Source organism: Enterobacter sp. R-1.6.2 (assembly GCF_035064085.1).
GTDB classification, from domain to species: Bacteria; Pseudomonadota; Gammaproteobacteria; order Enterobacterales; family Enterobacteriaceae; genus Enterobacter; species Enterobacter asburiae_B.
Window position 1 is genome coordinate 44,543 of sequence record NZ_JASEYI010000005.1, and the last position, 21,249, is coordinate 65,791.

Below are 21,249 nucleotides of genomic sequence, written 5' to 3' on the forward strand. Positions count from 1 at the left end.
GCTCAGGCCACTTTTCCCGGCACGATGAGGATGAAGCGCGTCGATGCCGCATCCGATTCCACGCGGACTTTTCCCTGGTGCGCCGAGACGATGGACTTCACGATGGCAAGCCCGATCCCGCTGCCTTCGCCTTTGCGCTGCCTTGACGGATCGACGCGATAGAAACGGTCAAACAGCTTTGGCAGGTGCTCTTGCGGGATCGGCTTACCGGGATTTTCTATCATCAGTTCAACGTCGCTATCCTGTTCTCTGATGGAGACCGTCACCGCTTTCCCGGCTGGCGTATAGCGCAGGGCATTGGAGAGCAGATTATTTACTGCTCTTCGGAACATCTGCGGATCGCCTTCTATCAGGCAGGGCATCCCGTTAAATTTCAGCGTAACGTTGCGTTCTTCCGCCCAGGCTTCGAAGAAATCGAAGACTTTCATGACCTCCGCACTTAAATCAAACACCACCCGGTCAGGGACGAGCTGGTTATTATCCGCCTGCGCCAGGAAAAGCATGTCGCTGACCATCCGGGTCATCCGGTTGAACTCTTCAAGGCTGGAGTACAGAACGTCTTCCAGCTCTTTCTGCGAGCGGTTCTGGCTCAGCGCGATTTCCGTTTGCGTCACCAGGTTGGTGATGGGGGTTCTGATTTCATGCGCGATATCGGCGGAAAAATTCGCCTGACGGGTAAAGACATCTTCAATCTTTTCGATCATATGGTTGAAGGAGATGACCAGCTGTTCCAGCTCAACGGGCACGCGGGACGGCTCCAGCCGCGCGTCGAGGTTTTCTGAAGTGATATTTTTAATGGCGTTGCTGACGTTACGCAGGGGCAAATGTCCCTGACGAACCGCGATGCGAATGACAAGAATAATCAGCAGGCTGATCGCCGCGGCAATCGCCAGAAGATTCTTTTTCAGCGCCTCAAGGTAGTGCAGATGAAAATTGATGGAGAGCCCGATCAGCATCACGTAGCCCTGCGTTTTGCCCTGCAGCGTCGCCGTGCCTGAAGAGGCGATAATCCGGTACGTTTCCATTTTCATGTCGGACCCGGCGTGCATGTTTGCGGCAGAGTCTTCAACCGTCCAGAGAAACACATCCTGCGCGCGGCGGTGTTCGCTGAAGTCCGCCGCGTTCATCGCAGGGCGCAGTGTTGCCCCTTGCGCCGAGCTGAACAGGGTATTGCCCTGCGGATCCAGGAGCAGGACGGCTACGTTGCGATAGCTGGCGATCGACTCTTTGATCTTGCTGATTTTCTTTTGGTCAGGATCGACCGGAGACTGCAGGATGCGGTGCATCGCGGTGCTGATTTGCTGCAGGTCGCTGACATCCTGCTCGGCGAAGTGCTTTTCAACGGAATGCAGCATAAACCAGGTAAAGGCGAAAAAGGCCAGTATCGTGGAGAGACTGATAAAAAAGGTCAGCCGCAGGGCAAGCGAAAAAGGGCGCCCGGGAAGCTTAACGCGCATCCGGCACCTCCAGCATATAGCCCACGCCGCGCACCGTCTGGATTAGCTTCGGTTCAAAATCGTTATCGATTTTCGCGCGAAGCCGCTTTACCGCCACGTCAATCGCGTTTGTGTCGCTGTCAAAATTCATGTCCCACACCTGGGAGGCAATCAGGGCGCGGGGAAGCACCTCTCCCTGATGCCGCAGGAAAAACTCCAGCAGGCTGAACTCTTTGCTGGTTAACGAGATGCGGCTTCCGGCCCGGCTTACCTTTCTCGACACGAGGTCAACCGTCAGGTCCGCCACCTGAAGCTGGCTTTCCGCGATCACCGTATTTCCGCGTCTCAACAGCGTCCTCACCCGGGCGAGCAGCTCGGCAAAAGCGAATGGCTTAATCAGATAGTCATCCGCGCCCAGCTCAAGCCCTTTAACCCGGTGTTCAATCGTGCCGAGAGCCGTGAGTAACAGGATGGGCATTCCTTTTCCCGCAGAGCGGAGCATGCGGACAATGTCCCAGCCGTTCACATCGGGCAGCATGATATCCAGAATCAGCAGATCGTATTCAGCGGTCATGGCGAGATGGTAGCCGTTCAGGCCATTATCCGCGTGGTCCACCACAAATCCTGCTTCAGTCAGCCCCTTACTCAGGTACTCACCGGTTTTCATTTCGTCTTCGACGATCAGTATTTTCATCGTGCTCCCCTGACTGGCTGCTGATGACATTCTAGTGAGCGTACCGCCGTTAACAATGACTTACGCTAAAAATGACAACATTGTCATTATCCTGTCACCCGTCAAACAGAATGCGTTGCGTAGAGTAGCCCTAAAACTACTCTGGACTTTATTTGAACCGTTATGTTCCTGTTAAAACGACTAAGCATCAGTACGGTATTTATTCTGGCAGGCTGCGTCTCGCTGGCCCCGGAGTACCAGCGGCCGGAGGCACCTGTCCCCCGGCAGTTTTCGCTCTCCCGTAACGGCCTGACGCCCGCGGCGGCAGGGTATCAGGACACCGGCTGGCGCAACTTTTTCGTCGACCCTCAGGTTGCCGGGCTGATTACGGAGGCCCTGAAGAACAATCGCGATCTGAAAATGGCCGCCCTGAAGGTCGAAGAGGCCCGGGCGCAGTTCAACGTGACGGATGCGGATCGCTACCCTCAGCTGAATGCCTCCTCGGGCATCACGTACAGCGGCGGGCTGAAAAGTGACAAACCCACCGCGCAGCAGTACGACGCGGGCCTTACGCTTAGCTATGAATTCGATTTCTTCGGCAAGCTGAAGAACATGAGCGAGGCCGACCGACAAAACTTTTTCGCGAGCGAAGAGGCCCGTCGCGCGGTGCATATCCTGCTCGTCTCTAACGTTTCCCAGAGCTACTTCAACCAGCAGCTGGCGTATAAACAGCTGCGTATCGCGCAGGATACACTGAAAAATTACCGGCAGTCTTATGCGTTCGTTGAGCAGCAGCTGGTGACGGGCAGTACGAACGTCCTGGCGCTGGAACAGGCCCGGGGACAGATCGAAAGCACGCAGGCAGAGATTGCCAAAAGAGAGGGGGAGCTGGCTCAGGCCAATAATGCCCTGCAGCTGGTCCTCGGCACGTATCGCGCGCTGCCGGGCGACGGCGGCATGAACGCCAGCGACGTTGCGCCGGTCAAACTGCCGCCTAATCTATCCTCCTCGATACTGCTGCAACGCCCGGATATTATGGAGGCGGAGTATCAGCTTAAAGCGGCCGATGCGAATATCGGTGCGGCGCGCGCCGCCTTTTTCCCGTCTATTTCCCTGACCAGCGGGCTTTCAACCGGCAGCACGGAGTTGTCCAGCCTCTTTACGTCCGGGAGCGGGATGTGGAATTTTATTCCTAAAATAGAAATTCCTATTTTTAATGCGGGCAGAAATAAGGCCAACCTGAAGCTGGCCGAAATTCGCCAGCAGCAGTCGGTGGTTAATTACGAACAAAAAATTCAGTCCGCCTTTAAACAGGTTGCCGACGCGCTCGCGCTGCGGGACAGCATTAACCAGCAGCTTGCTGCACAACAGCGGTATCTGGATTCGCTCCGCATCACGCTTCAACGTGCCAGAGGGTTATATTCCAGCGGCGCGGTCAGCTATATCGAAGTGCTTGACGCGGAGCGTTCTCTTTTCTCTACCCAGCAAAATATTCTCGACCTTATTTATGCCCGGCAGGTTAATGAAATTAATCTCTTCACCGCGCTCGGCGGCGGTTGGGTCGAATAATCTTATTTAATTAAACAGGAAAATAACCATGCGCAATTCACTTAAGGCCGTTGTATTTGGTGCAATCTCCATTGTGTTTTCTGCCGGCCTCCAGGCTGAAGTTCATCAGCACGAGATGATGAGTGCTGCCAGCGAAGGGACCTCAGAGCAGGTCATCACGGGAACCGGCATCGTGAAAGACATTGATCTCACGAATAAAAAAGTCACGATTTCCCATGAAGCGATCCCGGAAATTGGCTGGCCCGCGATGACCATGCGTTTTACCTTTATTCAGGCTGACGAGAGTATTAATGCCTTAAAAATCGGTAACCACGTGAATTTCTCGTTTGTTCAGCAGGGCAATCTCTCTTTACTCAAGAGCATTAAATAGCGAGACGCGGCATGGCCTCAGTAAAAATAAAATATGCCGCCGTGATAGTCAGCAGCCTTATTGCGGGAGGGCTGATATCGGTGACGGCATGGCAGGCGCTTCATTCATCTGAAAAAACAGAAAATAGCGCCTCTGAAAGAAAGGTGCTTTTCTGGTATGACCCGATGAAGCCCGACGTTAAATTCGATAAGCCCGTCAAATCGCCGTTTATGGATATGGATCTGGTACCGAAATATGCGGATGAAAACGCCAATAAAAGCAGTGCCGGTATCCGTATTGACCCGACGCAGGTTCAGAACCTGGGATTAAAAACGCAAAAGGTGACGCGCGGAACGCTGAATTATGCCCAGACGATCCCGGCCAACGTCAGCTATAACGACTATCAGTTTGTCATTGTGCAGGCGCGCGCGGAAGGCTTTGTGGAAAAAGTGTACCCGCTGACGACGGGCGATAAGGTGAAGAAAGGCACGCCGCTCGTTGATATAACCATTCCTGACTGGGTAGAGGCGCAGAGCGAGTTTCTGCTGTTATCCGGCACCGGCGGAACGCCGACGCAAATCAAAGGGGTTCTGGAACGGCTTCGGCTGGCGGGTATGCCGGATGAGGATATTCAGAGGCTGCGTGCGACCCGCACTATTCAGACCCGGTTTACCATCAGGGCGCCGATCGACGGAGCGATCACGGCCTTTGATCTGCGTACCGGCATGAATATTTCCAAAGATAAGGTGGTGGCGCAAATTCAGGGGATGGATCCGGTCTGGATCGGCGCGGCAGTGCCTGAATCCATTGCTTATCTGCTGAAAGAGACCTCGCAGTTTGCGGTTTCGATACCGGCTTATCCGGATAAATCATTCCCGGTTGATAAATGGAGTCTTCTGCCGAGCGTGGATCCAACCACCCGTACGCTGCAGGTGCGCCTGCAGGTCTCTAACAGGGATGAGCTGCTGAAACCGGGCATGAACGCGTACCTGAAGCTGAATACTCAAAGTCAGGAAATGCTGCTGATCCCTTCCCAGGCCGTTATCGATACCGGTAAAGAACAGCGCGTGATTACCGTCGATGCGGACGGGAAATTTGTACCGAAAAGGATCCACGTTCTGCATGAATCTCAGCAGCAGTCCGGCATTGGTAGCGGACTGGAAGAAGGGGAGTCGGTAGTGGTCAGCGGTCTGTTCCTGATTGACTCGGAGGCCAATATTACCGGCGCGCTGGAGCGCATGCGTCACGCTGAAGCCGCTGACGACGTGCATTCTGGCCATTAAGGAGACGATGATGATTGAATGGATTATCCGGCGGTCGGTCGCCAACCGTTTCCTGGTCATGATGGGGGCGCTGTTCCTCAGCGTCTGGGGCACATGGACGATTATTAACACGCCAGTCGATGCCTTGCCCGACCTCTCTGACGTTCAGGTGATTATCAAAACCAGCTATCCCGGCCAGGCCCCGCAGATTGTTGAAAACCAGGTCACCTATCCACTGACTACCACCATGCTGTCGGTTCCCGGCGCAAAGACCGTGCGCGGTTTTTCGCAGTTTGGCGATTCGTACGTGTACGTCATTTTTGAAGACGGCACCGATTTGTACTGGGCCCGTTCGCGCGTGCTGGAGTATCTGAACCAGGTTCAGGGCAAGCTGCCTGCCGGCGTGAGCTCAGAAATCGGTCCTGATGCCACCGGCGTGGGCTGGATATTTGAGTATGCGCTGGTGGATCGCAGCGGAAAACACGATCTCGCAGAGTTGCGCTCGTTGCAGGACTGGTTCCTGAAATTTGAACTGAAAACGATTCCTAACGTGGCCGAAGTGGCCTCCGTCGGCGGCGTGGTGAAGCAGTATCAGATCCAGGTCAATCCGTTAAAACTGGCTCAGTACGGCATTAGCCTGCCGGAGGTTAAGCAGGCCCTTGAGTCGTCTAACCAGGAGGCGGGGGGATCGTCAGTTGAAATGGCGGAAGCGGAGTATATGGTCCGGGCCAGCGGCTATCTGCAGACGATGGACGATTTCAATAACATCGTCCTGAAAACCGGCGAGAACGGGGTACCGATTTACCTTCGCGATGTTGCCCGCGTACAAACGGGTCCGGAAATGCGCCGCGGCATTGCCGAATTAAACGGGCAGGGGGAAGTTGCGGGTGGCGTGGTGATCCTGCGTTCGGGTAAAAATGCGCGTGAAGTCATCACGGCGGTGAAAGATAAGCTGGAGACGCTGAAGGCCAGCCTGCCGGAAGGCGTTGAGATTGTGACCACCTACGATCGCAGCCAGCTCATCGATCGGGCAATCTACAACCTGAGTTCCAAGCTGCTCGAAGAGTTTATCGTGGTGGCCATCGTCTGCGCACTGTTCCTGTGGCACGTCCGCTCTGCGCTGGTCGCGATTATCTCTCTGCCGCTTGGCCTGTGTATTGCCTTTATCGTCATGCATTTCCAGGGGCTGAACGCCAACATTATGTCGCTGGGAGGCATTGCCATTGCCGTCGGGGCGATGGTGGATGCCGCCATCGTCATGATTGAAAACGCGCACAAACGGCTGGAAGAGTGGGATCTCCAGCATCCGGGAGAACAGATTGATAACGCCACGCGCTGGAAGGTGATTACCAACGCCTCTGTCGAGGTTGGCCCCGCGCTGTTTATCAGCCTGCTGATTATCACCCTGTCCTTCATTCCCATCTTTACTCTTGAGGGGCAGGAAGGGCGGCTGTTTGGTCCGCTGGCCTTCACCAAAACGTACTCCATGGCGGGGGCGGCTGCGCTGGCTATAATCGTTATCCCCATCCTGATGGGGTTCTGGATCCGGGGTAAGATTCCCGCTGAGACCAGTAACCCACTGAACAGGCTGCTGATTAAAGCCTACCATCCGCTACTGATTAAGGTGCTCCGCTGGCCAAAAACAACCCTGCTGGTTGCGGCCTTGTCCATCTTCACGGTGATCTGGCCTCTCAGCCAGGTGGGCGGCGAGTTTTTACCGAAGATCAACGAAGGCGATCTGCTGTATATGCCGTCAACGTTGCCGGGCGTCTCTCCGGCAGAAGCGGCCGCACTGTTGCAGACCACGGACAAGTTAATCAAAACCGTGCCAGAAGTGGCCTCCGTTTTTGGTAAAACGGGTAAGGCTGAGACCGCAACGGATTCCGCGCCGCTCGAAATGGTGGAAACCACGATTCAGCTCAAACCTGAGGATCAGTGGCGTCCCGGCATGACGATTGACAAGATTATTGACGAACTCGACAAGACCGTTCGGTTGCCCGGCCTGGCGAACCTCTGGGTTCCGCCGATTCGTAACCGCATCGATATGCTTTCAACTGGGATCAAAAGCCCGATTGGTATCAAGGTGTCGGGTACCGTTCTGTCGGATATCGACGCCACGGCGCAGAGCATCGAGGCGGTAGCCAAAACGGTGCCGGGCGTGGTGTCTGCCCTGGCTGAACGTCTGGAGGGCGGGCGCTACATTGATGTCGATATCAACCGGGAAAAAGCCTCGCGCTACGGGATGACGGTGGGCGATGTGCAGCTGTTCGTCTCCTCGGCCATCGGCGGGGCGACGGTGGGGGAAACGGTGGAAGGCGTCGCCCGGTACCCGATTAATATCCGCTATCCGCAGGACTACCGGAACAGCCCGAACGCGTTGAAGCAGATGCCGATCCTGACGCCGATGAAACAGCAGATCACGCTGGGCGATGTGGCAGATATCAACGTGGTTTCCGGCCCCACGATGCTGAAAACGGAGAATGCCAGGCCTGCGAGCTGGATTTATATTGATGCCCGCGGCAGGGATATGGTGTCGGTGGTGAACGACATTAAGACGGCCATCAGTCAGAACGTAAAGCTGAGGCCGGGTACCAGCGTGTCATTCTCCGGGCAGTTTGAGCTCCTCGAGCACGCCAACAAGAAACTGAAGCTGATGGTGCCGATGACGGTGATGATTATCTTCATTCTGCTGTATCTGGCGTTCCGCCGCGTGGATGAAGCGCTGCTGATCCTGATGAGCCTGCCGTTCGCCCTGGTCGGGGGAATATGGTTCCTCTACTGGCAGGGCTTCCATATGTCTGTGGCAACCGGCACCGGCTTTATCGCCCTGGCCGGGGTGGCGGCAGAATTTGGCGTAGTCATGCTGATGTATTTGCGTCATGCCGTTGAGGCTCAGCCGGCGTTGTCCCATCGGGACACGTTCACCGAACAGGGGCTTGATGACGCCCTTTACCATGGCGCCGTGCTGCGCGTGCGGCCAAAGGCCATGACTGTCGCGGTGATCATTGCCGGTCTGCTGCCCATTCTTTGGGGAACGGGGGCAGGGTCAGAGGTCATGAGCCGGATAGCGGCACCGATGATTGGCGGGATGATCACTGCACCGCTGTTATCGCTGTTTATTATTCCTGCGGCGTACAAGTTAATCTGGCTGCGCAGGCATAAAAAGCCATAAAAAAACCCGCCATCGCTGGCGGGTTTTTTACGGGATGAACCCTTAGCGCGCTGTTTTAGCACGCGTCTGGTTGAGAAGCTTGCGCCAGGCACGATTATGCAGAGTAAACAGCAGCATCTTATAGAAGGCGGTTGAAAGGATACAGCTGCCGCTAAGCAGTAGCATGCCGATACTCACTAGCGCCGCGGTCAGACTGACGCCCGGAGCTGCGCTACCGCTCAGCGCGACCAGCAGATAGGCTGCCGTTAATACCAGGCTTATCACCGCCAGCGTAAGGTGTAACCTCACGGCGCGCATGCTGCCTTTGCCAATCATAAACATCGTCACGCCGTTAAGGCCAGCGAACAGAAGGGCGATCAGGACAACCCAGACGAATACGTGTTCCGCCGGCTGGTTGAGTCCGGCGAGTACACCATACCCCAGCCACAGCTGAGGAATAGCGAAACTGACAATCACCCCGAGGGTACTGATCGCCGCCGGAATCCCCATGGTGTGTAGACCCACAGGTTTACCCATTTCTACAGCCAACTGAGTCTTTAGCTGTTGCAGCTGTGTCGGGGAGGCATTGCTTATGCTGGTAGCCACCTCGTTACAGTGTTGCAGGCGGCGGAAAAAAACTTTAACCATTTGAATACTCAGCGTTTAGTTAGGCGAAAATGACTGCAACAGACCGACTACATAGCGCCCGGACTGGACGGTGTTTTGAGGATTGCGGATCGTCCCCGTGAGTGAACTGCCCACAAAGGCCGATGCGTTGTTCACGGCACTCATCAGCTCACGTTGCAGTGATTTTTGTAATGATTCACTGGGGAAACGTTTCGGGTAGACGCCTGCGCGGATCGCTGCCTTCACGCCGGCGCTGGAAATACCTGGATTCTGCGCTTTAATGATCTCTTCCGTGATGCGCTTACGCTCAGCACGGCTCAGGCTTTGGAACCAGGCGGTAACTTTACTTGAGGATGCCGCTTTCATCAGCTTGTACGTTTCTAAAGTACCTCGCAGCGCCGTTCCTGCCGCAGCCAGCGAAATGACATCCAGAACCGTCGTGGTAGCTACATACCAGTCCTGGCTGTCGAGCCAGGCAACATCGGAACCATGATCGTTATGGATAGCCAGCAGACGGCCCGCGCCAATCATGCATTGTGCGCCAGTTGCCAGCGTACCGGACAGGCTAATCGCGGCAATCACACCGGACCCGCCAGCGGTAAAAGGCACTGCCGCACCGGCACCAAACGCCATAACAAGCGTAACTAGTATTGTTAACGGAGCATGGTGCCAGACATCTCATCAACGAAATTGGTCATTTGATGGAGCATGTTGATGACGGGATGGTAGTCTGTATACACCTTCATTGAGTTTCGATGTCCATAACCAACTCCGATGTCCTTCATGAATTTCCCGCTGATGACTTACATTAAGGAAATTTCTCCGCGTCCAATCCTGTTCATTCATGGCGAAAAAGCGCATTCGCTTTACCTCTTCAGAACGGCTTATGAAGCGGCAAATCAGCCAAAAGAGCTTCTGGTTGTTAAAGATGCCACGCATGTCGATTTATATGATCGTATGGATAAGATCCCGTTCGATAACATCACGGCATTCTTCAATAAATATCTGAATAAAAGATAACTTCCTCAGTAACCAATGCAGTGACCTTTGGGTCACTGCATTGGTGTGAGAGGGAAGGCAACTATGAGGGTTTTGACTGAACGGTTTATGGCTTATTCTCTGATGTCCATATCGTATTTAACATAATATACATTATGCGCACCAGCGTGGGTTCAGAAGAAATCTGGCTTCTTATGGATTCTTATGGGCACGTTGGGCCTGGCTGTGGGTATTGTTTAAGTGCCTGTAAAATAAAGGGCGTTAAATTATCGAAACCGACAAGCGTATGGGTGAATAACTCATCAATAAGTGGGCTTATCTGCCGGATGTCGCCGATACCGTTGCGGCTCTGCTGGCGCGGCGGGATGAACTCAATAGAGATGGATAATTCAAAACTGATCGCCTTTTTAGGTCATGAACCGCAGACCCCTCTTACCGAGGCCGTGCGTTCTACACTAGCGGGCCTGGGCTGTATTTAACATAACCTGCACGTTTAGAAAGGGTTGAAAAATGTCTGATATACTTCAGCTTTTGAAAAACGCTGTCGTAAGCAAATGGAAATCGAATTAAATAAAAGTATTAAAGAGAGAGTTTTCCATGCTGTCATTTTTGAAGTGACGGCCAACGTTATCATCGCGCTGTCACTCGCCTGGCTGATGAACGTGTCGGTACTTCAGTCAGGCTCGTTGTCCGTGATATCTGCACTTACCGCAACGGTCTGGAATTTTATTTTTAATAAGCTCTTTGATTCCCTGCAGAAAAAACATCAGTTTCAACGGACATTTCTCGTTCGCGCAATCCATGCTGTTGGTTTTGAAACGGGACTTATCATCTCCTTAATCCCTGTGGCAATGGTTATGCTGAACCTGACCGTGGCTGAGGCATTTTTTGTTGAGATTGGTCTGGTGCTGTTTTTCCTGCCCTATACGATGCTGTTTAACTGGCTTTACGACTACCTGCGCTGGACGTTCGTTGGACGGAAACGTAAGGCGTTATAGCTATAGTAGATCAATGTAAAAATAAAGAGGAAGAAAAATGCGAAGTCTCCTGACTAAAGGAATTAGTCTTGCGTTAGCGGTGTCCGCCGCCGGGACGGCTCTGGCCGCTCAGAAAGAGAGCCATGACGACAAGCTCAACGGGATAACCATTTTCGCTCAAAAAGAGTCTCAGGGAAGCCAATGGGACAGTACAACGGGCGAAGCAAAATATATGGTTAGCTACAAGGTTACGCTTGATAACGCGTCGGGTAAAAGTATTGAGCCGGGCAAAGAAAATAAGATGTGTTTCTTCCTGTTTGATAAAAACGGAAAAACATTTATGAGCACCGGCATTGAGCTTGAAATGCTGAAAAAATACAACCCAAGGGACAACAGAACCGGACTGGTCTATTTTTCCAGCTCAAATCCTGACGTTTTAAATATGCCATTTGTCCGCTTCGGCATCGGAAAAGACTGCATAAATTGATGACTGTCACATTGACACGTTCTTTCGTATGGTCGCCCCCCTCTCCTTCTATACTGGTTATTTCTCCATCTCATAAAGGAAGGAACCATGTTCGATCATGTGAAATTCGGCGTCAGTGATTATGAAAAAAGTAAAACCTTCTTCCTCCATGCGCTTAAGCCGCTTGGTGTAGAACTCATCGATGAAGGCACGCCAGACTACGGTGTCGAAATGAGTTCAGGCGATGTTTCGCTCTGTCTTTTTCAGACAAAAGAAAAACCTGCCCTTTTGCATCTGGCGTTTGTGGCCAACACGCGCCAGCAGGTCGATGCGTTTTATCATGCCGCCCTGCGCGCCGGTGGGCGTGATAACGGCGGGCCGGGGCTGAGGTCATACGGTGAAAATTACTATGCCGCGTTTGTCATCTCGCCCGATGGCCACAATATTGAGGCGGTGTGCCATGCGCCGGAAAGTCAGTAGCTCAGCCCTTCTGTCAGAAGCGATTAAATGATCTGTAATGCATCTTTTTGCACGATAATGCGCGAAAGTATTTCATAACGCGGCCACAATCCCGTATGGTATCGGCAGTAAACGTGCAACTTCATGCAATAACACTGACAGAGGTACCTATGACACAACAGCTGATTTTAATTGCTGGCCCCTATCGCAGCGGAACCGAAGGCGTTCAGGCACGCATTGATGAGAATCTGGCGCGTCTCGAAAGCGCAGCACTAGCCGTTTACCAGCGGGGTCACATCCCGGTCATTGGCGAATGGATGGCTTTGCCGTTGGCAAAAGCCGTAGGATCGAAAGCGGTTGGTGATGAAATCAGTGAAGCGATGCTGTACCCCGTTGCTCACCGGCTCATAGCTAAATGTGATGCCATTTATCGTATTGCCGGTGCGTCTAAAGGTGCCGATATGGACATTGAGGTCGCCCGCAAATATGGCCTGAAGGTTTATACCGCACTTGAGAATATTCCTGAGGCTTAAGGCAGTCCGCCAGCCAGCCTGTGAGCACAGGCTGGCTATCACAGAGTGTCACTCTCTGAGGTCAACACGACGGATACCCCCTTTTCCGATACCGCGCGGATCCAGTCCCGATCGGTATTGTCTTCAACGACGATGGTGTTCACCGATGACACATCGCCAATCACAAACGAAGACGCTGTGTTGACCTTTTCCGGAGAAGCCAGGACGACCGTCTCCGCAGCTCTGCCGGAAAATGCACGTTTGATGCACGCTTCTTCGAAATCGCCGGTTGTCAGCCCCGCCTCAGGATGGATCCCGGTCACGCCCATAAAGAAAAGATCTGCATGAATATTTTCGATGCCTTCGATCGCTGCAGCGCCAACCGCAACAATGGAGTGCTTATACAAGCGACCGCCGATCAGAATCACCTCGATGGACGGATGATCCACGAGCCCCAGGGCGATGCTAGGGCTGTGCGTAACCACCGTGATGCGCAGGTCTGGAGGGAAAAACGTAATCAGCTCCGAAGTTGTCGTGCCGCCGTCAACGATCACCACCTGCCCTGATGAAATCAGCTGTGCCCCTTTCCGGGCGACCCTCTTTTTTGCATCCATCTTCACGGATTGCCGTTCGGCAAAGGGAGCAATAGCAGAAGATGACGGCAGCGCGCCGCCGTGAACCCGCTGTAAACGCCCTTCTGCCGCCAGCTCGCGTAAATCACGCCGAATGGTGTCTTCAGAAACGTCAAAGAGCACGCTGAGTGCTTTTGACTGGACCTGACCTTCTGCGCCGAGCTTTTCGAGGATCAATTTTTTTCGCTGACTGGTGAGCATCATGAATTCCTGATGTTGCATGTTTTATCTTGAAAGTGCACGATAATGCTGTTTATGATAATTACTCTACGTAAGGAGGAACAAACGTGCAATCAAAACGTGCAGATGTGCGCATCATTGACAGTGAAACCCTGTCAGATAACTGGTACAACCTTAAAAAATACACCTTCGACCTGCAGCGCCGTGACGGCGAATGGCAAAGACAGCAACGGGAGGTCTACGACCGTGGCAACGGCGCGACTATTCTTCTCTACAACCGTGAGGAAAAAACGGTGATCCTGACGCGCCAGTTCCGCTTTCCCGTCTTTATCAACGGCCATGAGGACGATTTAATCGAAGCCGCGGCGGGACTGCTGGACAACATGGATCCCGAAAGCCGCATAAAAGCAGAAGCGGAAGAAGAGACAGGGTTTCAGGTTTCGAGCGTGCAGAAAATCTTTGAAGCCTATATGAGCCCGGGCTCCGTCACGGAAAAACTCTATTTTTATCTTGCCGAGTATCAGCCGAAAGACAGAACCGGCGCAGGCGGCGGGATCAAGTCTGAGGGAGAAGATATCGACGTGCTGGAAATGACGCTTGAAGAGGCATTACGCGGCATTGAAACAGGCAAGATTGTCGACGGTAAAACCATCATGCTGCTTTATCATATTGCTCTTAAAGGCATTATGTAGACTGCTGGTTAAAATCCTGATTTTGAATCTGGGTCGGTACGCTTGTCCACTACTCAAATGTAAAGCGGAAAACCTCCTAAATTTTGCAGCCTACTATATTTAGTGAACTATTTCGGGATTTGACAAAATCTTCAAAAATTCGCCGAGTCATCTGTATTTACCATTAGAAATGCCACACATTGATCAGGCTACCAGTTGAGGTAGCCTGTCTTATCTGTTGGCTGGATTAAAATGCGACTCGCTACAGATAACGAAGCATATTATACTTGCTCCTCCACTCGAACAGGAGGCAAGCAACTCACGTGAAGGATACATATTACAACGACATAGCGATCAATACGCTAATTCAGAGTGAGCTGGACGCGTTTTTTGAGGATTTCAAAGGGATCGTCTTCGCCTACGCCATTATGAACAAGAAAGATCCTTCCCAGATGCGGATAATCAATAACAGCCCCGAGTGGTTTGATATCTACCTCGACAGGAAATATCAGTTCATTGACCCTGTTATCATTCGGGCTTTGCGCTGTGTTGAAGATTTTTTCTGGGAAAGTGATGTCATTCTGTCGGATGGTTATAACCTGACGCGCATTTTCAACGAAAGCGTCCAGTATGATATCTACCAGGGACAGACTTTTCCTCTGCATGACTATCTGAATAATCTTGTCGTCTTATCCGTCATCAGTCCTAAGCATTCTGGTATTGATATAGAAAAATATCGGCCACAATTTCTAAGCTTCCTTGTTCAACTGCATCAGAAGACACTCAATCTGTATAGCCAGCATCAACAGAAAAAGAATGTTTTTCTGTCGCCACGTGAGCGACAAATCCTTAAATGGGTCAGCGCCGGGAAAACCTACGCAGAAATTTCTGTTATTTTGTCTATTGCTGAACGCACCGTTAAGTTCCATATGGGAAATGTAATGAAAAAGCTCGGTGTGAATAATGCCAGACACGCAATAAAGCTTGGAACAGAACTACGTTTACTGGACGACTGAGCCTCAGCCACTGGTTATAAGTGGCGTAAATGCTCCAGCATTTCGCGAAGCCAGTGACTGGATTTATCTTTGCTAATAATGTCTTCAATAATGCTGATGCTGGCAGGCATATAAATATAGTAAATAACCTCCCCTTTTTCAGAAACACCGCGTTGAATAACTTCAACTTTCAGTTCGCATGGCGAAATATGGCATACATACCGCGACTGGCGACTGCGTACATTCCATGGTATTTTTGCTTTATGCAATACATATTCATCGCAAGAAACAATGCCTTACTGGCGGGCACGCCCTGCAGACTTGCGGAGTCTCGCGTTTCTTTATCTAAAAATAAACGGCTAATTTCACAGCAGGGAACATCTGCCGGGAAAATAATGGCTTCGTCAAAATAATTGTGAAAGATTTCGCTTATCATCGTCGGATGCGTCGAGTTAATGAATCGTGCGCCGCATAACAACTGTCCCTCATACATACCCAGCAAGTATGTCGTGTTTGGGTTGTCAAACCGATCCTTTTCCATATCTTCAACGCATTCAACTTTCCAGTCGAGTCGGTCCCGAAAGGTTTTTCTCCTGAGTCGGAAGAGTTCGCGGGCTAATGCTGACGGTAAATCATCGTAATCATGCAAAAAAAACTCAATAACAGAATTCATTGCTCTTATTCCTGATAATAACACCTGAAACTATTATCCCCTGTCTTTTAGGACAGCTTTCATTGTGCATGGTATTCCTTATACTTAAAAAGTACCCGGCCACTAAGTCCTCGTGAAACTCAGTGGCCAGGAGGTCAAAGACCTACGAAACACCAGGGATATATCCATTCATGATTATCTAATATTTATAGTTTCGGGTACAGAGCGTAAGAAGCACTTAGCCGATAAAATATTAAAAAACGATAATCATAAAATAATTACAATTAAAGTATTGCCCCTTAAGTATTTAAGGGGTAATATTTCCTTTTTCTATTTTTTCTCCTATTATCTCTGTTCTTAATGCTGTGCTACTCTTGCAGAAGCATGCTAAACGGAGAATCAAAATGGCCGACTGGAATCCCTCTCTTTATCTGCAGTACGGCGCGGAAAGAACGCGTCCTGCCGCTGAACTGCTCGCCAGAATTCCTCTGGATGAGGTCTCCACCATCGCTGATTTAGGCTGCGGGCCGGGAAACAGCACCGCGCTGTTGAAGCATCGCTGGCCTTCGGCGCACATTACCGGGGTCGACAACTCCCCTGCAATGCTTGAGGAAGCAAGAGCCGCATTGCCTGACTGCCATTTTGTTGAGGCCGATATCCGCCAGTATAAGCCTGGCCAGCCGCTGAACCTGATTTATGCCAACGCTTCGCTGCAATGGGTTCCTGACCATTACGATCTCCTGCCTCATCTCGTTTCTTTACTCACGCTTAACGGCGTATTAGCAATCCAGATGCCTGACAACTGGCTTGAACCTACTCATGTGGCGATGCGCGAAGTGGCGCTGGAACAAGACTACCCTGACCGCGGCCGCGAACCTCTCCCGGGTGTGCATGCCTACTACGATATCTTGTCCGAGGCGGGCTGTGACGTGGATATCTGGCGGACAACCTATTTCCATAAAATGAGCTCGCACCAGGCCATTATTGACTGGGTAAGCGCCACCGGCTTGCGCCCGTGGCTCCAGGAACTTAACGAGAGCGAGCAGAAACGTTTCCTGAAACGCTACCATGAACTGCTGGAAGAGCAGTATCCGCTCCAGGAAAATGGGCAGATACTGCTCGCTTTTCCGCGGCTGTTTATTGTGGCGCAACGCCAGCCCTGACGGGTTATGACCTGGCTTCTTTCAGCAGCTGCTGGATGACCTTTTCCTGCTGCGCATAATCTCCTTCGCCAAAGGCGGTATAACGTAGCTGGCCTTTGGCATCGAAATAGTAATGCGCTGGCCAGTACTGGTTCCCGAAAGCGTTCCAGATTTGATAGTTGTTATCCGTCACAACCCGATACGGCAGCTGCCATTTCTCCACCGCGGTTTTTACCGACGAAAGCGGCTTTTCCCAGGGATATTCCGGGGTGTGAACCCCAATCACGACCAGCCCCTGAGACTGATACTTCGTGGCCCAGTCCCGCACGTGCGGGAGCGTATGCTGACAGTTAATGCAATCCCAGGTCCAGAAATCAATCAACACCACCTTCCCTCGCAGGGATTCAGACGTGACAGGGTCACCGTTAATCCACCCTGTCCCCCCGCTTAATGAAGGCAGCTGGCTGCTGGGCTCTGTCATCACGACCGGCTGGAGCTTCACCGGCGCGGCTGTGGGTTTCGCCAGCGTCAGGAGTGTTGCCTCCAGACGGTCCGCAAAGCCGTTTGCTCCTGTCAGAAGCGAAGTCATTCCCGTCGCGTTGAATACGACAGCCGCCAGCATCGCTACGCCCGCCCCCTGCCGCAGCTTTTCCATCAGCGCCGATTTTGCTCTTAACGGCGCCATCAGCGTGCGGCCTCCTGAAACGAGCAGGCTCAGCATTAGCGCGCATCCGCTGCCGTAGGCCGCCAGCAGTGCGCCCGTCGTAATTGCCGAATTGCCCGCGATATTAATGCTGAAAATGGCGCCCAGTATGGGACCGGCGCAGGGAGACCAGAGCAGCCCCACCGCAAGCCCGGCCAGAAAAGCCGATGCCAGACCGCGCGTTTGCCCGCTTCGGGTGTTCAGGACATTTCCCGCGCTGACGGCCGGGCCCGCAATACGCTGGGCGAATGACGGAAAAATTAAGGCCAGCGCGGCCGTGGCCAGAATAACGAGAGCGATCCAGCGCCCGACGATGGTTGCCTCTGCGATCCACTCGCTGGCGACGGTGACGGCCATCGCCACCAGGGTGAACATCACGATCATCCCCGCGAGCAGGGCCAGAATATGTCGTCGCTGTCCCTGAAAACCGGCGAACAGGAGCGGAATAACCGGGAGAGTACATGGACTGAGCAGGCTTATCATCCCGCCCAGAAAAGCGATTACCAGAAACATAGATACCTCACAATACAAGTCCTGCGACGCTGCAGTGAGGCTATTTCATCGTGCGGATGTGTTCAGGATATGTGTAAAAAAGCAGGTTTTGTCTGGCTTTGTATCACCCGGGCCGGGAGATACAAAGCCGTACAATTAACGGTGCGGTAGCGTAATGGAGACATCCAGTCCGCCTTCGGCACGGTTCGTCAGGTTGAGCTTTCCTTCCAGCTGAGCGGTGAGCTGCGCGGCAATCGCCAGTCCGAGTCCTGTTCCGCCGGTATCGCGGTTGCGCGATGTTTCCACCCGGTAAAACGGCTGTAATACCGCCTCAAGCTCGTCATCGGGTATTCCCGGTCCGCCGTCAGTGATATGAATCACCACCTCTTCGGAAGACGAATTATCAATGGCAATAACGGCATACCCACCGAACTTAAGGGCGTTATCCAGCAGGTTGGTCATCACCCGACGAAGCGCCTGCGGACGCGTAACGATCGGCAAGCGGGTATCGTTTGCCTGAAGCTGCACGTTTTTACCGATGTCCTGATAATCGCAGGCGATGCTGTTGACCCAGGCGTTCAGCTCCAGCTTCAGCGGGGTCTCTTCCAGGGATTCTGATGACCGGGCATACGCTATACCCTCGCGAACAAGACGCGTCATGCTATCGAGATCGTTCAGGAGCTTGTCGCGAAGTTCAGGTTCCCCTGCCATCTCGACGCGCAGCTTCATGCGGGTAATCGGCGTCTGAAGATCGTGAGAAATGGACGCCAGGATCTGCGCGCGCTCCCGGAGATAAGACTGAATGCGCGCCTGCATCGCGTTGAAGGCATGCGCTGCACGCTTCACCTCAAGCGGCCCTTTCTCCGTCATTGGCGTGCTGGCCGCCGGATCCAGCGAATCCACCGCGCGGGTAAATTGTGAAAAAGGCCGCACCACCTGCCGCACGGCAATCCAGCCGCATGCAGCCAGCAACAGCAGCTGCAGGATCAGCACTACGGGCAGCCAGCTGGCGACCGGCGGCATGCGTGGGATCAGGTCAATGGTCAGCGGCGCGCCGTCGCGTAACGTCAGATGCGCCTGGATGTGTGAAACGGCACCGGGAACGGCGGTGAAGCTGAGCGGGTACTGTGACGCAAGCGTCGCTTTTAAGGTTCGGATGGCGTCCTGCGAACGCTTATCCGTCGGCGCGTTGCCGGGCTCTCCCGGTCCCAGAATATAACGGTAATTGCCCCGTTCGAGGCGCGAAAGCCAGGCCGCGCGCTCGCTGGCCGGTAAGCGGTCTAAAATGGCGACGCTGGTTGCGACGTCGTTTTCCAGATTACCGAGCATCACCGTTCTGGCGCTGTGCATTCGTTCAATCATGACCAGCGTCAGGCTCAGGGCGTTGGCCAGCAGCAGGCCGGACAGCACGACGAGCAGCAGGCGGGCCAGCAGCGAGCGCGGCCAGAGCGTCATTCGTTAGCCTCTTTGATGGTCACCGGCATGGTAAAAACGTAGCCCTCGCTGCGCACGGTCTTGATATAGGCGGGCGTGCGGGCGTCTTCGTTCAGGCGCTGACGAACCCGGCTAACCAGCAGGTCGATAGAACGTTCAAACAGCTCGGCGTCTCGCCCCTGCGTCAGGTTGAGCAGCTGATCGCGGGTCAGCACACGCTGAGGATGGTCAAGGAAAACGCGCAGCAGGCGATACTCCGCCCCGCTGAGCGCGACGATCACCCCTTCCGGATCGATTAAGTGACGGGCAACGGTATCGAGTTGCCATTCACCGAACATCACCAGCCGCCCGGCTTCTGTCACCTGCAAATTGGGCGGCATCGTGCGAAAACGTCGTAAAATCGCTTTGATACGCGCCAGCAGTTCCCGGGCGACAAACGGCTTCACCACGTAGTCATCCGCGCCCATCTCCAGACCCAGGATCCTGTCCGTCTCCTCGTTGCGCGCCGTCAGCATCAGAATGGGCAGATCTTTGTATTTCCCGACGCGTAGCTCTCGACATAACGTAAGCCCGTCGTCGCCGGGCATCATGACATCCAGCACAACCAGGTCGATATGCTGTTTATCCAGCACGACGCGCATCTCTTTGCCGTTGGCCGCGCCCGTCGCGCGATAGCCAGACTTAACGAGATAATCGACAATCAGTTCACGAATATCCCTGTCGTCATCGACGACAAGGATATGATCAATATGCTCCACCGAAATCTCCAGACCGAAGGGTAACGTACTGAAAATAGCACATTTCAGAGCTTGTCCGCGTCAACGACGGCCTTGACGAAATCCTGCGGATCTTCCTGAGGCGGATTGTGCCCCACGGTTTTCCCGAAGGTGCGGTGCTCATATTTACCGGTAAATTTACCCGCATAGGCCTGCGGAGCCGGATGCGGCGCACCGTTGTTCCCGCCTTCGATGGTGATCGTTGGAACGGTGATATTCGGCAGCGTAGCGAGTTTTTGCTCGTAGCTATCGTATTTGCGCTCGCCTTTTTCCAGCCCTAAACGCCAGCGATAGTTGCTGAGCGTCACCGCGACGTGATCCGGGTTATCGAGGGATTTGGCGCTGGCGTTGAAGACAGCATCGCTAAATTTCCAGTCAGGCGAGGCCTGAGACCAGATCAAACGGGCGAAGTCATGCGTGTTTTTGGCATAGCCTTCAGCACCGCGCGCGGTAGCGAAATAGAACTGATACCACCACTGCTGTTCCGCTTTTGGCGGCAGCGGCTGTTTGCCAATCTGCTGGCTGCTGATGAGATACCCGCTCACCGACACCAGTGACTTAACGCGCTCTGGCCACAGCGCCGCAACGATATCCGCCGTACGAGCGCCCCAGTCATATCCTGCAAATACCGCCTGCTTAATATTCAGGGCATCCATCAGGTTCACAATATCTTTCGCCATGGCTGAAGGCTGGCCGTTGCGCGGCGTTTTGGGTGACAGGAAGCGCGTGGTGCCGTAGCCGCGCAGAGAAGGCACAATCACCCGATAGCCTTTTGCCGCCAGCGCGGGGGCGACGTCGGCGTAGCTGTGAATATCGTAAGGCCAGCCGTGCAGTAAAATAACCGGCTGGCCGTTTTTCGGGCCGATGTCGACATAACCGACATTCAGATCGCCGGCGTTAATTTGCTGTGGATGATCAAAGGCTGCCGCGAAATTTGTGCCGGTGACTTCAGCCTGACAGGACATCACGGTGCCAAGAGAAACGGTCAGTGCGAGAGTTGAGTACGCGAGTTTGCTAAACATGTTGGTATCTCCGGTTGAGTACAGTTCACGGGGATATAACAACACGGCAATGTATAGCGGATATGTGCGA

The 21,249-nt window shown here is 53.2% G+C and carries 21 protein-coding genes and 1 pseudogene; 12 read left to right on the forward strand and 10 right to left on the reverse strand.

Features of this window, described 5'->3' with window-relative positions:
- Positions 1-2: 2 nt before the first annotated feature.
- Together QMN93_RS07410 and QMN93_RS07415 are read right to left on the reverse strand one after the other, a co-directional pair.
- Positions 3-1,457, reverse strand: coding sequence for a Cu(+)/Ag(+) sensor histidine kinase (locus tag QMN93_RS07410; RefSeq protein ID WP_182383574.1), 1,455 nt, complete (start codon positions 1,455-1,457; stop codon positions 3-5).
- Positions 1,447-2,130, reverse strand: coding sequence for a copper/silver response regulator transcription factor (locus QMN93_RS07415; RefSeq protein ID WP_087822596.1), 684 nt, complete (start codon positions 2,128-2,130; stop codon positions 1,447-1,449). Before QMN93_RS07415 ends, QMN93_RS07410 begins: the two co-directional genes overlap by 11 nt.
- 162 nt (positions 2,131-2,292) lie before the next feature.
- Between QMN93_RS07415 and QMN93_RS07420 the strand changes: the two genes are divergently transcribed.
- The 4 genes from QMN93_RS07420 to silA are packed head-to-tail and all read left to right on the forward strand — an operon-like array spanning position 2,293 to position 8,461.
- Positions 2,293-3,678, forward strand: coding sequence for an efflux transporter outer membrane subunit (locus QMN93_RS07420; RefSeq protein ID WP_182383573.1), 1,386 nt, complete (start codon positions 2,293-2,295; stop codon positions 3,676-3,678).
- 28 nt (positions 3,679-3,706) lie between these two features.
- Entirely contained in the window at positions 3,707-4,048 is a 342-nt protein-coding gene (gene cusF / locus QMN93_RS07425; protein WP_182383572.1) for a cation efflux system protein CusF, read from the forward strand.
- Positions 4,049-4,059: 11 nt separating this feature from the next.
- The gene (locus QMN93_RS07430; RefSeq protein ID WP_193139286.1) at positions 4,060-5,310 is read left to right on the forward strand and encodes an efflux RND transporter periplasmic adaptor subunit; all 1,251 of its coding nucleotides are present in this window, start codon (positions 4,060-4,062) and stop codon (positions 5,308-5,310) included.
- 10 nt (positions 5,311-5,320) lie between these two features.
- Entirely contained in the window at positions 5,321-8,461 is a 3,141-nt protein-coding gene (silA, locus tag QMN93_RS07435; protein WP_193139979.1) for a Cu(+)/Ag(+) efflux RND transporter permease subunit SilA, read from the forward strand.
- Between the two features lie 42 nt (positions 8,462-8,503).
- On the opposite strand, the gene QMN93_RS07440 is transcribed toward silA, so the two are convergent.
- Together QMN93_RS07440 and QMN93_RS07445 are read right to left on the reverse strand one after the other, a co-directional pair.
- Positions 8,504-8,965 carry a hypothetical protein gene (locus tag QMN93_RS07440; protein WP_249421945.1) on the reverse strand — a complete coding sequence of 154 codons (462 nt, stop codon included), beginning with the start codon at positions 8,963-8,965 and terminating at the stop codon, positions 8,504-8,506.
- A gap of 138 nt (positions 8,966-9,103) precedes the next feature.
- Complete coding sequence (locus tag QMN93_RS07445; protein ID WP_249421944.1) at positions 9,104-9,676, reverse strand: hypothetical protein; 573 nt, start codon at positions 9,674-9,676, stop codon at positions 9,104-9,106.
- A 149-nt stretch (positions 9,677-9,825) separates the two neighbouring features.
- Between QMN93_RS07445 and QMN93_RS07450 the strand changes: the two are divergent.
- The 5 genes and pseudogenes from QMN93_RS07450 to QMN93_RS07470 form a co-directional block, all read left to right on the forward strand.
- Positions 9,826-10,087, forward strand: a pseudogene (locus QMN93_RS07450) (alpha/beta hydrolase); the annotation flags it as partial.
- Between the two features lie 533 nt (positions 10,088-10,620).
- A complete protein-coding gene (locus QMN93_RS07455) occupies positions 10,621-11,064 on the forward strand; it encodes a PACE efflux transporter (protein WP_182383567.1) in 444 nt (147 codons plus the stop codon).
- Positions 11,065-11,101: 37 nt separating this feature from the next.
- Positions 11,102-11,530: a DUF4354 family protein gene (locus QMN93_RS07460; protein ID WP_064672512.1), complete on the forward strand. Its 429-nt coding sequence runs from the start codon at positions 11,102-11,104 to the stop codon at positions 11,528-11,530.
- 87 nt (positions 11,531-11,617) lie between these two features.
- Complete coding sequence (locus tag QMN93_RS07465; RefSeq protein ID WP_064672511.1) at positions 11,618-11,989, forward strand: VOC family protein; 372 nt, start codon at positions 11,618-11,620, stop codon at positions 11,987-11,989.
- Between the two features lie 149 nt (positions 11,990-12,138).
- On the forward strand, positions 12,139-12,501 hold the full coding sequence (locus tag QMN93_RS07470; protein ID WP_193139283.1) for a DUF4406 domain-containing protein: 363 nt from the start codon (positions 12,139-12,141) through the stop codon (positions 12,499-12,501).
- A gap of 38 nt (positions 12,502-12,539) precedes the next feature.
- Here QMN93_RS07470 and QMN93_RS07475 read toward each other — a convergent pair whose 3' ends face one another.
- The gene (locus QMN93_RS07475; protein ID WP_182383975.1) at positions 12,540-13,313 is read right to left on the reverse strand and encodes a DeoR/GlpR family DNA-binding transcription regulator; all 774 of its coding nucleotides are present in this window, start codon (positions 13,311-13,313) and stop codon (positions 12,540-12,542) included.
- An 86-nt stretch (positions 13,314-13,399) separates the two neighbouring features.
- Between QMN93_RS07475 and QMN93_RS07480 the strand changes: the two genes are divergently transcribed.
- On the forward strand, positions 13,400-13,984 hold the full coding sequence (locus tag QMN93_RS07480; RefSeq protein WP_064672509.1) for an NUDIX domain-containing protein: 585 nt from the start codon (positions 13,400-13,402) through the stop codon (positions 13,982-13,984).
- A gap of 302 nt (positions 13,985-14,286) precedes the next feature.
- Positions 14,287-14,979: a LuxR family transcriptional regulator gene (locus tag QMN93_RS07485; RefSeq protein WP_023311808.1), complete on the forward strand. Its 693-nt coding sequence runs from the start codon at positions 14,287-14,289 to the stop codon at positions 14,977-14,979.
- Positions 14,980-15,148: 169 nt separating this feature from the next.
- Here the strand turns inward: QMN93_RS07485 and QMN93_RS07490 are convergent, their stop codons facing one another.
- Positions 15,149-15,631, reverse strand: coding sequence for an acyl-homoserine-lactone synthase (locus tag QMN93_RS07490; RefSeq protein ID WP_323619665.1), 483 nt, complete (start codon positions 15,629-15,631; stop codon positions 15,149-15,151).
- Positions 15,632-16,014: 383 nt separating this feature from the next.
- On the opposite strand from QMN93_RS07490, the gene tam reads away from it, so the two are divergent.
- On the forward strand, positions 16,015-16,773 hold the full coding sequence (tam, locus tag QMN93_RS07495; protein WP_048981351.1) for a trans-aconitate 2-methyltransferase: 759 nt from the start codon (positions 16,015-16,017) through the stop codon (positions 16,771-16,773).
- Positions 16,774-16,777: 4 nt separating this feature from the next.
- Here tam and QMN93_RS07500 read toward each other — a convergent pair whose 3' ends face one another.
- The 4 genes from QMN93_RS07500 to QMN93_RS07515 form a co-directional block, all read right to left on the reverse strand.
- The gene (locus QMN93_RS07500) at positions 16,778-17,968 is read right to left on the reverse strand and encodes a cytochrome c biogenesis protein/redoxin (RefSeq protein ID WP_182383565.1); all 1,191 of its coding nucleotides are present in this window, start codon (positions 17,966-17,968) and stop codon (positions 16,778-16,780) included.
- A gap of 135 nt (positions 17,969-18,103) precedes the next feature.
- Positions 18,104-19,402 carry an ATP-binding protein gene (locus tag QMN93_RS07505; protein WP_182383564.1) on the reverse strand — a complete coding sequence of 433 codons (1,299 nt, stop codon included), beginning with the start codon at positions 19,400-19,402 and terminating at the stop codon, positions 18,104-18,106.
- Positions 19,399-20,139, reverse strand: a complete 741-nt coding sequence (locus tag QMN93_RS07510) for a response regulator (RefSeq protein ID WP_033145553.1) — start codon at positions 20,137-20,139, stop codon at positions 19,399-19,401. Before QMN93_RS07510 ends, QMN93_RS07505 begins: the two co-directional genes overlap by 4 nt.
- A gap of 44 nt (positions 20,140-20,183) precedes the next feature.
- On the reverse strand, positions 20,184-21,179 hold the full coding sequence (locus QMN93_RS07515) for an alpha/beta fold hydrolase (RefSeq protein WP_182383563.1): 996 nt from the start codon (positions 21,177-21,179) through the stop codon (positions 20,184-20,186).
- Positions 21,180-21,249 lie beyond the last annotated feature (70 nt).

What these genes read in the sequence shown, in the direction of transcription:
- QMN93_RS07470 (WP_193139283.1), top strand. Translation starts at nt 12,139, where the DNA reads ATGACACAACAGCTGATTTTAATTGCTGGCCCCTATCGCAGCGGAACC.
- QMN93_RS07505 (WP_182383564.1), bottom strand. Translation starts at nt 19,402, where the DNA reads ATGACGCTCTGGCCGCGCTCGCTGCTGGCCCGCCTGCTGCTCGTCGTG.
- QMN93_RS07500 (WP_182383565.1), bottom strand. Translation starts at nt 17,968, where the DNA reads ATGTTTCTGGTAATCGCTTTTCTGGGCGGGATGATAAGCCTGCTCAGT.
- QMN93_RS07430 (WP_193139286.1), top strand. Translation starts at nt 4,060, where the DNA reads ATGGCCTCAGTAAAAATAAAATATGCCGCCGTGATAGTCAGCAGCCTT.
- QMN93_RS07490 (WP_323619665.1), bottom strand. Translation starts at nt 15,631, where the DNA reads ATGAATTCTGTTATTGAGTTTTTTTTGCATGATTACGATGATTTACCG.
- QMN93_RS07420 (WP_182383573.1), top strand. Translation starts at nt 2,293, where the DNA reads ATGTTCCTGTTAAAACGACTAAGCATCAGTACGGTATTTATTCTGGCA.
- silA (WP_193139979.1), top strand. Translation starts at nt 5,321, where the DNA reads ATGATTGAATGGATTATCCGGCGGTCGGTCGCCAACCGTTTCCTGGTC.
- tam (WP_048981351.1), top strand. Translation starts at nt 16,015, where the DNA reads ATGGCCGACTGGAATCCCTCTCTTTATCTGCAGTACGGCGCGGAAAGA.
- QMN93_RS07460 (WP_064672512.1), top strand. Translation starts at nt 11,102, where the DNA reads ATGCGAAGTCTCCTGACTAAAGGAATTAGTCTTGCGTTAGCGGTGTCC.
- cusF (WP_182383572.1), top strand. Translation starts at nt 3,707, where the DNA reads ATGCGCAATTCACTTAAGGCCGTTGTATTTGGTGCAATCTCCATTGTG.
- QMN93_RS07455 (WP_182383567.1), top strand. Translation starts at nt 10,621, where the DNA reads ATGGAAATCGAATTAAATAAAAGTATTAAAGAGAGAGTTTTCCATGCT.
- QMN93_RS07475 (WP_182383975.1), bottom strand. Translation starts at nt 13,313, where the DNA reads ATGCTCACCAGTCAGCGAAAAAAATTGATCCTCGAAAAGCTCGGCGCA.
- QMN93_RS07465 (WP_064672511.1), top strand. Translation starts at nt 11,618, where the DNA reads ATGTTCGATCATGTGAAATTCGGCGTCAGTGATTATGAAAAAAGTAAA.
- QMN93_RS07415 (WP_087822596.1), bottom strand. Translation starts at nt 2,130, where the DNA reads ATGAAAATACTGATCGTCGAAGACGAAATGAAAACCGGTGAGTACCTG.
- QMN93_RS07515 (WP_182383563.1), bottom strand. Translation starts at nt 21,179, where the DNA reads ATGTTTAGCAAACTCGCGTACTCAACTCTCGCACTGACCGTTTCTCTT.
- QMN93_RS07410 (WP_182383574.1), bottom strand. Translation starts at nt 1,457, where the DNA reads ATGCGCGTTAAGCTTCCCGGGCGCCCTTTTTCGCTTGCCCTGCGGCTG.